Consider the following 10,930-nt stretch of genomic DNA (forward strand, 5'->3'; position numbering starts at 1 on the left):
CTCAGCTCCCTCTCGCTCGGCGCGAGTGAGTAATCGGTATCTCCAACCTCTCCGCGATCCGCACGAGGTCGGCAAATGAAGCTGCAGCCATCTTCTTCATCACGTTTCTTCTATGGATCTGCAGGGTAACCTCGCTGATATCCAATTGGGCGGCAGCTTGCTTGTTCAGAAGGCCGCTCACTACCAGCGGTAGCACCTCCCGTTCGCGAGGCGTCAGGTCGAGATAGCGTCGCTTCAGCGCAGCGAGTTCGGCGCGCTCCGATCGCCTGTCCCGGTCCAGCGCCATTGCCGCATCGATCGCGGCGAGGAGGTCTGCGTGGCTGAACGGCTTGGTCAGGAAGTCCACGGCGCCGTGCTTGATCGCCTGAACCGATGAGGGGATGTCGCCATGACCGGTAATGAAAATGATCGGCGGATGATCGCCGATCGCGATCTGCCGCTGCAGTTCGAGACCGTTGATGTCCGGAAGCTCGACATCGAGGATGAGACAGGCTGGGATCTCCGGCTTCTCGGCGTTGATGTAGTCGCCGGCCGATCCGAACGCTTCGGAGCGCATGCCGTAGGACGCCAGCAGCTCGGTAAGGGCCTCCCGCATGGGCTCGTCGTCATCCACGATGAAGATGATATGATCGCCCATCGACGTCATGGCGCCGCCTTCGGTTCAACCGGCAATGTGAAGACGAAGATCGCTCCGCACGGCTCGTTCTTGTCGGCCCAAAGCCGCCCACCGTGGGATTCGACGATCGATCGGCAGATCGTGAGGCCCATGCCCATGCCGTTCGCCTTCGTCGTGAAGAACGGCTCGAACATCTTGTCGGAAGACGCGATTCCGGGCCCGCAGTCGCTGATCTCGGTCTGAACGACGTCCCCAAGCCGCCGCGCGCGTATTCCAAGAACTTTGTCGTCGCTGGTCGACTCCATTGCCTCCATTCCATTGCGAATGAGGTTGATCAGCACCTGCTGGACCTGGACCCGATCGAGGGGCACCGGCGGTAGATCAGCTTCGATGTCGGTGTCGATCCGAACATGGCGCTGCGCCGCCTCGTCCGCGATGAGCTCCACCGCTTCCTTGATGGCGCTGCCGAGCGCGGTGGCGCTGCTGGACTGGGTCGACTGGTTGAACAGGGCACGGATGCGGCTTACGACATCGGCCGCAGAGTTCGCGTTACGGATGATACGCTCGGCCGTGATCTTCGCGCGCTCGAGATTCGGCGGCTCGGCTGCCAGCCAGCGATTGCAAGCGTGCGAGTTGGCGACGATCGCCGCGAGCGGCTGGTTCACCTCATGCGCGATCGAGGCCGACAGCTCCGCGAGGCTGGCGGCTTGCGTCGCCTTGGCAAGTTCGTCGGAGGCTTGCCTGAGCGCTTCTTCCGCTCTCAGCGCACGCACTTGGTCCTCGATGTCGATCGACATCGAGTACCATTGCGCGATGGTTCCATCCTGATTGCGCAGCGGCTCCGCACGGGTCTCGATCCAGCGATACACGCCATTCGCGCCGCGCATGCGATACTTCATCGTGTAGTGCTCGCCGGTGGCGACGGCACGGCGGAGCGCCGCCATGACTTTGGCGGTCTCATCGGGATGGACAAAATTCTCGACGGCAGGTGCAAGCCGACTCGTGCCGGTCGCGCGTATTTCCTCCAGGCTCACGCCAATGAAATCCGTCAGCCGCTTGTTGAAGAAGATCGGCTCCCCTTCGGGCGTCAGACGCCTGATGTAGACCGGAAGCATGTCGACGAGCTGCGCAAGCTCGTGCTCCCTCGCGCGCAGCGCATCTTGAGCCGTGACGAGATCATGAATGTCGACGTTGGCGCCAAACCAGCGGATGATGCGGCCGCATTCATCGTAAAGCGGTTCGGCACGCCCGTCCTGCCAGCGGTATTCGCCATCGGCCCGGCGGTTGCGAAACCTCATCGCGAACGCTTCGCCCGTACTGAACGAGTGGAATAGTGCCGCCTGCAAAGCCGCCCTGTCATCGGGATGAACGAGCGTCTGGATCGCGCTGGGCAGTCCCCCCTCGGCGTCGAAGTCATCGAGCTTCAGCCCGATATAGTCCATCATCGTCTTGTTGATGTAGGCCGGCTCGCCACCCGGCATGACGCACCAGATCTGGACCGGCACCGTATCGACGAGCTGCTGAAGCTGCAGTTGGCTGCGTCGCAGCGCCTCTTCGGCACGCGTCTGCTCCGCTTCGGCGCGCTTGCGTTCGGTTAGATCGAGGATGTAGGCGACGCCTTGCGTCGGCTGCCCCTCGAAGCAGGCCGCCCCTATCAGCACGGGCACCCGGCTGCCATCCTTCCTGAAGAACTCCTTCTCGCGGGCCTGCATCTTGCCCGTCGCCCTGATCTCCTCCGCTTCCTCCCGGTTATGCACCTCCTGCCATTCCGGGGGTGTCATATCGAACCACCGAAGCCCCGCCTCCACGTCCGTGCGGTCGTATTGGACGAGGCGGAGAAACGCGTCGTTGGCGTCGATGAGCCGCCCGTCCAGGTCCCAGAAGACGATCCCGATGACATCCGACTCGACCAGCCGCCGAATCTTGGCGTCACGCTCCTGAACCTCGCTGTGGAGGCGCATCTGATCATCCATGTCGAGGAAGACGCCGTTCCATTGGACGATCTTCGCCTCGCTGTTGCGCATCGCGGCCGCGCGGGTCTCGACCCATCGGTACTGCCCGTCGAAGCGCCGCAGACGGTGCTTGCGCGCATAGGGCTCGCCGGTGGCCAGGCAGCGACTGAAGTGCGCCTTGACGGCTTCCAGCTCATCCGGATGAACGATCGCCTTCAGCACGTTCGACAGTCGCGAAGCGCCCTCGGTATCCTTGTCGGCGATGTCGAAGCCGACGAAGTCCCGGAACTGCGGACTGAAATAGGTGAGCTCGCCGTCCGGAGCAGCGCACCAGATGCAGGTGGGGAGCGTTTCGAGGAGCTCCCGCATCGAGCGCTCCCTTTGCCGCAAGGAGAGCAGCGCCTGCTGGTGTTGCCGGGAGATCGCAGCCACGATGAGGGCCGAAAGCGCCGAGATCGCCAGAAAGAGCTGCAGCATGACCTGCTTCTGCCTCTGGGTCTCGGCATCCCCGACGAACTGGCTGGCGCCGGATATGGTGAGCGCCAAGGTGACGAGGGCAAGGAAGGTCAGGGCGACGGCGACGCCCTTGAACTCGAAGCGCACCGCAGCCCAGAGAATCGGCGGCATGATGATGTAGGCGGATAGCAGGAAGTCGTGCTTCAGCGACAGCGCGGCGATCCCCAGGAAGATCAGCCCCAGGATGCCGGCTTCCATCCATTGTCCCGCAGAGAGTCGCGTCTTGCTGCGCCAGCTCTGGATCGCGACCAGAGCCAGCGGCGCGACGAGCAGGATGCCGGTGGCGTCGCCGATCCAGAACAACGGCCATACGGCAGTGAAGGTCTGGGACTTTACGCCGAACCAGGCCAGCGTCGCGCTTCCGATCGTGGCGCTTACCAGAGGAGCGACCCCGGCGCCCAGAACGACGAAGACGAAAACGTCCGGCAAAGTCTCCAGCCGAACGGGGCGTCCCAGCGCCCGGTTCACGAGCGTCGCGCCGAAGGCTGCGCAGAGCGCGTTGCCGATGAAGATCAGCAAACCCGCGAGCGGCGGACTGTGGAACCACAGGAGCTGCGCGGTCATCTCGGCCAGGCAGCCGGACAGAATCCACCACGGCCAGCTATACGGTGAGGCGAGGATGAGCGTCGCCATGAAAAGCCCGCCCGGCGGCCAGATCGAGACGGTAATTCCGGGAACGATCGCAAGCGCCTGAGCGAAGCCACACCCGAGGAGGTACGCCGAGAAAAAAAGCCCGAGGTGTAGGAGTCGAGGGCGTGGCGACCAAGCATACATTATCGGCTGCTCCAACCGGATGCGGCCTACGTTAGCCCCGCCATGGTTGCGTCGCACCTTATGGAAATCCATGAGATGTGATGATCGAAGCCATATCGTCCGGTTCGCTCCTCCGGGCGGTGATCGGCCTAGTGTCGCGCACGGCCACGATCGTCCTGGATCTTCTCCGATCAGGTAGTCGCCGCCCGTTGCGCCTCGGAGCATTGTCGAGCGAAGCGGACGCCGGATCGCCTGAAAAACGCGATCAAACAGGGGCCTGGAGCGACTCCACGATTCCGGCAGCCGCGCTGGCGCTTCAGGCTGACATCCTGAAAGCCGCGCGTTCGGCCCAATCCTCGAAACGGCTGACGCCGATATGGGTCCCTTCTGCGGGCAGAAGCGAGCGGTCGTCCAACCGCGCGCCGAAATAGCGGGCGCTGGGGTCGGTCATGACCCGGCGCGCATCGCCGATGACCGCGAGGAAGCGACGGACGAACTCGTCGAGCCGGAAGCGGTCCGGGCCGGCGATCTCGACAATACCGTTGACCGGAGCACCGAGGGCAAGCGCGGCCAGCGCACCAGCGACGTCGTCGGATAGGATCGGCTGGATGGCGGCCGAGGATAGGCGAACCGTTCGGCCCTTGGTCGCGGCGTGCGCGATCCCGCACATGAAATCGGCGAACTGGGTCGACCTCAGGATCGAATACGGGACCTTGGACGCCCTGATCAGCTTCTCCTGAGCCATCCTGCCGCGGAAATAGCCGCTTTCGAGCAAGCGATCGGCGCCGACTGCCGACAGGGCCACGTGATGCCCGACGCCGGCCGCGACCTCAGCGGCAAGAAGGTTGCGGCCAGAGCGCTCGAAGTAATTCAGCGCCGACAGGTCTTCCAACGAAGGCGGATGTGCCACATCGACGACGACCCGGGCGCCTCTCAACGCCTTTGCCAGACCTTCGCCGGTGATGGTGTCGACGCCGGAACGAGGCGATGCGACCAGAACGTCGTGCCCTTTCCGGCGCAGGATGTCGGCCAGTTTCCTGCCAACCGGGCGATCGCCGCCGATGACGACGATTCTCATGCGCCTCCCTCCGGCTGCTGCAGGCGCGGCTGGTCGGCTGCGGCGGCGGGCTTTTGCGCGTGCGAGCGACGGATCGCCCACAGGGTCAGCGCGATCCCGAAGAGCGCCGGCATGGTCACGCCCGGGAAATCGCGTGGCAGGACGGAAGGGGAGCAGATGCCGACAGCAACCTCCCAGAAGTGAAAGAGCGCATGGGCGCTGAGCCAGGCCGTCGAGGCGGCCCAAAGCCCGATGCGACGCTCGGGCAGGTAGAGCCCGATCGCAAAAGCGATGCCGAGGAAGAGCTGGATCATCCCGATATCGCGGATGAAATGCTGGTTGAAGAAGCCGGTATCGGTCACGCCGGGCACCAGCTCATACCAGGCCAGTGGGGCGATCAGCATGAAAAGGCCGTTCAGGGAGAGGAACGCCCCGTTGAAGATCACCATTGCGATGACGGCCGCTGCGACAGTCCGGTTTTCTCCGCTGAAGTCCATGGTCGGTACCTCCCACGATTGAATTTGAGGCGGGAAATGCGAAGCACCCGCAGACGGTCTGTCCGGACCCGTGCAACCGCGACCAGAGTCACAACCCACGAATTCGGCCGGGGGCAGGACGATTGAGCCGCGCTGTTCATTGGTCATGGCCTCCGTTTGCGATGAGGCTGAAAGGGTGATCGCCGACCGGTAAGGGGCGGTCCGGCCGGCGATCAGGCTCTCGCTGGAGCACAGCTCGAGCCTATGACCTGATGAATGCGAGCAGGTCGGCATTCACCAGCTCGGCGTGCGTCGTGCACATGCCATGTGGCAGGCCCTCGTAGACCTTGAGAGTTCCCTTCTTCAGAACTTTCGCGGAGAGCGGTGCGGAATTGGCGAACGGGACGATTTGGTCGTCCGTGCCGTGCATGACGAGGGTCGGCACGCCGATCAGCTTGAGGTCCTCGGTAAAATCCGTCTCCGAGAATGCCTTGATGCCCTCGTAATGCGCCTTGGCGCTGCCTATCATGCCCTGCCGCCACCAGTTCTGGATTGCGCCGGGTATTGGTTTCGCGCCGGGCCGATTGAAGCCGTAGAATGGACCCGACGGGAAATCGACGTAGAACTGCGCCCGATTGCTAGCAAGGGAGGCGCGCAAACCGTCGAAGACGTCGATCGGAAGTCCACCGGGATTGGTCTGCGTCTTTACCATGATCGGCGGCACGGCGCCGATCAGGACGAGCTTGGCAGCGCGCCCCCGGCTATGGCGGGCGACGTAGCGAGCCGCCTCTCCGCCGCCCGTGGAATGTCCGACATGGACGGCGCCGGTAAGCCCGAGATGGTCGATCACTGCAGCTGCATCGGCAGCGTAGTGGTCCATGTCGTGACCGTCGCTGATCTGCGCCGAGCGGCCATGGCCGCGCCGGTCATGAGCAATGACGCGATAGCCCTTGCCCAGGAAGTAGAGCATCTGGGCATCCCAGTCGTCACCGCTGAGCGGCCAGCCATGGTGGAAGACAATCGGCGGTGCGTCCTTGGGACCCCAGTCTTTGTAGAATATGGCCGCACCGTCCCTGGTGGTGATCGTGCTCATGGTCAGCGTTCCTTTGCTCGGGTCGGAAAAAGGAGAGTTCTGGTCCGCCCGCGCCGCCGCGGCCCGTGACAGACCGGTTGCAACCGTCGTGGCCAGGGCGCCGGACAAGACATCGCGACGCGATGCTCCGCCAGCGCGAGGAATGTCGTCATGCATCGGTGCAGTCCTCCCGGTTTGCGCTTGGGCCCGGCGCGGGCCGCGCGTCGTCAGTGCCGCGGATGTGCGGCGTGGCTGAACCAGTCCTCAAAGCCGATCGCGCCGATGCGCGGATTGTCGCCGACGGGGACGAGCGAGCGGTCGTCAAGCTCCGTACCGAAATACTGCGCCTGCGTGCTGCCGATCACCTTACGCGGATCGTTGCTCGCTTTCAGGAACCGCGCGACGAGGTCGTTCATTGGGACACGTTCGGGCCCGGCGATCTCGATCACGCCGTTAGCAGGAGCGGAGAGCGCCACCTCGGACATGATGTCGGCGACGTCGTCGGATGCGATCGGCTGGAAGTAGGCTGAAGGGAGCGTGGTCGTGTCCCCGGCCGTCCCCGACTGGGCGATGGCGCCCAGGAACTCGAAGAACTGCGTCGAGTGGACGATGGTGTAGGGGAGGCCGGATTGGCGGATCAGGTCTTCCTGAGCCATCTTGGCACGCAGATAGCCGCTCTTGGGCAGGCGACCGGTGCCCACCACCGAGAGCGCGACATGGTGCTTCACGCCAGCCGCCTTTCCGGCGGCGAGAAGGTTGCGGCCGGAGGTCTCGAAGAACTCCAGAACGGCCTTGTCCTCGAACGAAGGCGAATTCGCCAGGTCGATCACGACCTGCGCTCCCGCGAGGGCCTCGCTCAGCCCTTTGCCGGTGATGGTGTCGACGCCGCTGTTCGGTGACGCGGCGATCACCTCGTGCCCTTTGCTGCGCAGCCTCGCGACGGTCTTCGTGCCGATCAACCCAGTGCCGCCGATAACGACGATCTTCATTACGAAAGCTCCTTGCTCGCGTTGCGGGGATGGTCTCGCGGAGCCGGATAATCGGCCGGCTCTTCACTCAACCTTCGCTGAGAACAATGCGATGGAGTTGCGCGAGCGGGCTATCGGGCGGAGGCATTTGTCGGGCAATGCGAAGGTCTAGGTCGCATGCGTCCGGAGATTGGGAATCTCTTGCTGGAGGGGCCAGGTGATGCCGCCCCGGACATAGGCCCGCCGGACCGTCTGGCCAGAAGAGCAGCCGCCTCGACCGATTGTACTCTCATAGTGGCCAATGCGAGCGGCCGAAGCGGGGCCGCTCGACAAAGCTCATCAAGAGCAATGGAGTACGGCATGCTGACCGGCATCAAGAGCGTTTTCGTCGCGATCACCGAAGAGGGTCTCCAGGAAACCCATGTCGCGCTCGCCTATGCCCTATCCCTGGCCAAGGCGGCCGACGCGCATCTGACGGTGGAGGCCGCTGCGCGACGCTATGCGATCCCTTATTCGGCGGTTGCCGATTTTGGGCGCGCGCTGATGTCGTCAGAGAATCGCCGGATCGCCAAGCTGACGACCGCACTCGCTGAAACGGCCAAAGCGGAGGCCGATTTCGCCGGCGTGGTCTCCACCGTGGAGACTGAGCAGTCCGGGTTCGCCGAGATGCGGGATCGGCTGGTCGGCCGCGCCCGCGTCGCCGACGTCACCGTGCTCGACGCCGAAGCCTCCGTGTCTGAAATCGATCGCGGTCTGATCGAAGCCGTTCTCTTCGACAGCGGCCGGCCGCTGATCATCGTCCCGCCGGGCCATGCCAGCTTTGATGCCCGGAATGTGCTCATCGCCTGGGATGGCGGGGCGAGCGCAGCGCGCGCCGTCGCCGACGCCCTTCCTATCCTGCGGGCGGCGGAAGCGGTCGAGATCCTGTCCGTTGCCGATGAAGAAGAGCTCAAAGGCACTCTCCCCGGAACGGAACTGGCGCCGCATTTGGCGCGGCACGGGATCAAGGTCACGGTCAAGCTCGCCGAGACCGGTTCCGGAGACGTCGCCGACGTCATCAGATCGCATGCCGCCGGCCTTGGGGCGGGGCTGATCGTAGCGGGCGCCTATCGGCATTCGCGGCTGCGCGAGCTCCTGCTCGGCGGCGTAACGCAGTCACTGCTCAAGGACTGCGACGTGCCCCTCCTTCTTTCGCACTGAGCGGAGTCGTCGCTGCGCGCCAGCGCGACGGCCTGCAACGACATTGCCCCTGGACCCTCGCGGCGACGTAACCCCAGGCGGTGATAGCTCCGCCGCGAGGGCGCGGACAGCGTTGTCGAATGCCGCACCGGGATGCACCGCCATACCACCGCACCAGCCGACTGCCAGGCCGCGGCAGCATGGCTCCCGGACATTTAGTCTTTGCTTCTAAGCAGACATTCGGGTCCTCGCGCGGGGTCGCCGAAATCATGCGCCCGCCGGACAGCGGGTTGCGCATTTACGTGCCGCGCCCCTCCCCAGCCGCCAGCCCCAGCAGATGGCGGACCACGGGCTTTTCGGGACCGATATGGAAACGCGCCATCTCGGCCTGGATATCGGCATCGGCGAGCGAGACGCGCCGGTGCTGCCGCAAATGCTCGGCCCAGGACTCGACCATGAACCATTCGACGATGCGCTCGGGATCGGCGGCATCCTCGCTGACGCCCCAGGCGAAAGCGCCGTCGCGCCGCCGCTCCGCCGCCAGCTTCGCGATCGCCTGCAGGAAGGCCGCGCGGTTCTCGCGGGCAATCCGGTATTCGATGCTGACCGTGACCGGGCCGCGATCATGCGCGACGGGTTCGGCCAGCGCCGGCTCCGGCCAATGCGATGACGGGGTGAGATCGGCTTCGCCGGCCGGCAGCGGCAGCCTGGTCGAGACGAGCGAGACCGTGACGAGCGCCACCCCCGCCGCGATCAGCGTGCCCTGGAGGCCGAGCGCCTCTGCGATGACGCCCCAGAGGAGGCTACCGGCAGCGGAGGCGCCATTGAAGACGGTGAGGTAGATCGCCAGTCCGCGGCCGCGCACCCAGTTCGGCAGGACCGCCTGGACGGTGCCGTTGAGCGTCGTCAGGGCGCCGATCCAGGCGCCGCCGAGGATCAGCAGCAAGGCGACGGCCAGCCATTGCGGCGGTGCGGCGGCGAGCGCCGCCGTCACGAAAGCGGCGAGCAGCCCGGCCGCCAGCATGATGCCGTCGGCGCCCAGGCGGGCGCGCAGCCGGGGCAGGATCATCGCGCCGGCAATGGCGCCGGCGCCGACGGCGCCGAGCAAGAGGCCGTAGAAGCCGGCGCCGCCGCCCAGCAACTGGCGCGCCACCAGCGGCAGCAGCGCCCAGATCGCGCTGGCCGACAGGAAGAACAGCGTCGCGCGCAACAGGACTCTGTGAAGGTCCCGGCTCGCCCGGGCATAGCGCAGCCCGGCCCGGAAGGCGCCGGCGAACTGCTCGCGCAGCTCGTCATCGGCCGACGCCGGGCGCCGCCACCAGAGCAGCGCCGCGATGACGAAGACATAGCTGAGCACGTCGGCGCCATAGGTCGCGGCGGCGCCGAACGCGACGAGGATCGCGCCGCCCAAGGCCGGCCCGAGCGCACGCGCGATGTTGAAGCCGAGCGAATTGAGCGCGACCGCGCTGCGCAGTTCCGGCTTCGGCACGAGCTCGGGGACGATGGACTGCCAGGTCGGCCCCATCAGCGCCGCGCCGATGCCGCCCAGAAAGGTCAGGCCGACCAGCAGCGCGACGCTGAGATGCCCAGTGAGCGCCAGCCCCATCAGCACGGCGCTGACGAGTCCGAGCAGAAGCTGCACGCCGATCAGCAGCTTGCGGCGATCGACGATGTCCGACAGGACGCCTGCCGGGATCGCGAGCAGGAAGATCGGCAGCGTGCCGGCGACCTGCACCATCGCCACCGCCGCGGGCGAACCGGAGATCTCGGTGACCAGCCAGGCGCTCGCCACATCGCGCATGAAGCTGCCGATATTGCCGAGGATCGTCGCGGCCCAGAGCACGGCGAAGACAGCATAGCGCAGCGGCGTGAAAGCCGAGGCCGGCGGCGCGGAGCCGGGCGAGGTCTGTGTCATCGGGCCCGCGCCTGCCGGCTCGAGAGAATGGCGAGGAGGATCAGCCCGCCGGCGATCGCGACATGCTCGAAGAAGATGTTGCGATGCAGGAAGCGCTCGGCCTCGGGCTTGAGCCAGAAGGCATGGGCGTAGAGGGTCTGACCTGAGACCCTTTTCTCCTCCGGTCTGAGGGAGAGTCCTGGGTTTCGTTTCTGGCCTCATGCGGCCTGTTTTTCCAGCGTGGATTTGAGGGCGAACTCGGCGGGCGTGATGTTGCCGAGGGCCGAGTGGGGTCTGTGGCGGTTGTAGTCCTCCTTCCATGAGGTGATGGCGCTGCGGGCCTCGACGAGCGTCGAGAACAGCGTGTCGTTGAGATGGGGTAATCGGGGCCTGGGCTCGGCCAGGGTTGGCGCTCATGCTGCCGGTTTTTGGAGAGGAGCGCCCCAT

The 10,930-nt window shown here is 65.4% G+C and carries 8 protein-coding genes and 1 pseudogene; 1 reads left to right on the forward strand and 8 read right to left on the reverse strand.

What is annotated here, in order from left to right:
• Position 1: 1 nt before the first annotated feature.
• From ACFPOB_RS22600 to ACFPOB_RS22625, 6 genes are all read right to left on the reverse strand, one after another.
• The gene (locus ACFPOB_RS22600) at positions 2-646 is read right to left on the reverse strand and encodes a response regulator transcription factor (protein ID WP_377800637.1); all 645 of its coding nucleotides are present in this window, start codon (positions 644-646) and stop codon (positions 2-4) included.
• Positions 643-3,861 (reverse strand): MASE1 domain-containing protein, encoded by a 3,219-nt coding sequence (locus ACFPOB_RS22605; protein ID WP_465248451.1) that lies wholly within the window; start codon positions 3,859-3,861, stop codon positions 643-645. The genes ACFPOB_RS22600 and ACFPOB_RS22605 overlap by 4 nt, the downstream gene beginning before the upstream one ends.
• Before the next feature lie 292 nt (positions 3,862-4,153).
• Entirely contained in the window at positions 4,154-4,915 is a 762-nt protein-coding gene (locus tag ACFPOB_RS22610; RefSeq protein ID WP_377800646.1) for an SDR family oxidoreductase, read from the reverse strand.
• A complete protein-coding gene (locus ACFPOB_RS22615) occupies positions 4,912-5,538 on the reverse strand; it encodes a hypothetical protein (protein ID WP_377800639.1) in 627 nt (208 codons plus the stop codon). Before ACFPOB_RS22615 ends, ACFPOB_RS22610 begins: the two co-directional genes overlap by 4 nt.
• A gap of 94 nt (positions 5,539-5,632) precedes the next feature.
• On the reverse strand, positions 5,633-6,463 hold the full coding sequence (locus ACFPOB_RS22620; protein ID WP_377800647.1) for an alpha/beta fold hydrolase: 831 nt from the start codon (positions 6,461-6,463) through the stop codon (positions 5,633-5,635).
• 206 nt (positions 6,464-6,669) lie between these two features.
• Positions 6,670-7,431 carry an SDR family oxidoreductase gene (locus ACFPOB_RS22625; RefSeq protein WP_377800640.1) on the reverse strand — a complete coding sequence of 254 codons (762 nt, stop codon included), beginning with the start codon at positions 7,429-7,431 and terminating at the stop codon, positions 6,670-6,672.
• A 180-nt stretch (positions 7,432-7,611) separates the two neighbouring features.
• On the opposite strand from ACFPOB_RS22625, the gene ACFPOB_RS22630 reads away from it, so the two are divergent.
• A complete protein-coding gene (locus ACFPOB_RS22630) occupies positions 7,612-8,610 on the forward strand; it encodes a universal stress protein (protein ID WP_377800641.1) in 999 nt (332 codons plus the stop codon).
• Between the two features lie 277 nt (positions 8,611-8,887).
• Here the strand turns inward: ACFPOB_RS22630 and ACFPOB_RS22635 are convergent, their stop codons facing one another.
• Together ACFPOB_RS22635 and ACFPOB_RS22640 are read right to left on the reverse strand one after the other, a co-directional pair.
• Entirely contained in the window at positions 8,888-10,504 is a 1,617-nt protein-coding gene (locus tag ACFPOB_RS22635) for an MFS transporter (RefSeq protein WP_377800642.1), read from the reverse strand.
• A gap of 230 nt (positions 10,505-10,734) precedes the next feature.
• A pseudogene (locus tag ACFPOB_RS22640) lies at positions 10,735-10,875 on the reverse strand (integrase core domain-containing protein); the annotation flags it as partial.
• Between the last annotated feature and the right edge of the window lie 55 nt (positions 10,876-10,930).

The sequence above is a fragment of the Allobosea eneae genome, assembly GCF_042657265.1.
Taxonomy (GTDB): Bacteria; Pseudomonadota; Alphaproteobacteria; order Rhizobiales; family Beijerinckiaceae; genus Allobosea; species Allobosea eneae.

Coding starts and splice junctions, on each gene's coding strand:
- ACFPOB_RS22615 (WP_377800639.1), bottom strand. CDS start 5,538: ATGACCAATGAACAGCGCGGCTCAATCGTCCTGCCCCCGGCCGAATTC.
- ACFPOB_RS22635 (WP_377800642.1), bottom strand. CDS start 10,504: ATGACACAGACCTCGCCCGGCTCCGCGCCGCCGGCCTCGGCTTTCACG.
- ACFPOB_RS22600 (WP_377800637.1), bottom strand. CDS start 646: ATGACGTCGATGGGCGATCATATCATCTTCATCGTGGATGACGACGAG.
- ACFPOB_RS22610 (WP_377800646.1), bottom strand. CDS start 4,915: ATGAGAATCGTCGTCATCGGCGGCGATCGCCCGGTTGGCAGGAAACTG.
- ACFPOB_RS22625 (WP_377800640.1), bottom strand. CDS start 7,431: ATGAAGATCGTCGTTATCGGCGGCACTGGGTTGATCGGCACGAAGACC.
- ACFPOB_RS22620 (WP_377800647.1), bottom strand. CDS start 6,463: ATGAGCACGATCACCACCAGGGACGGTGCGGCCATATTCTACAAAGAC.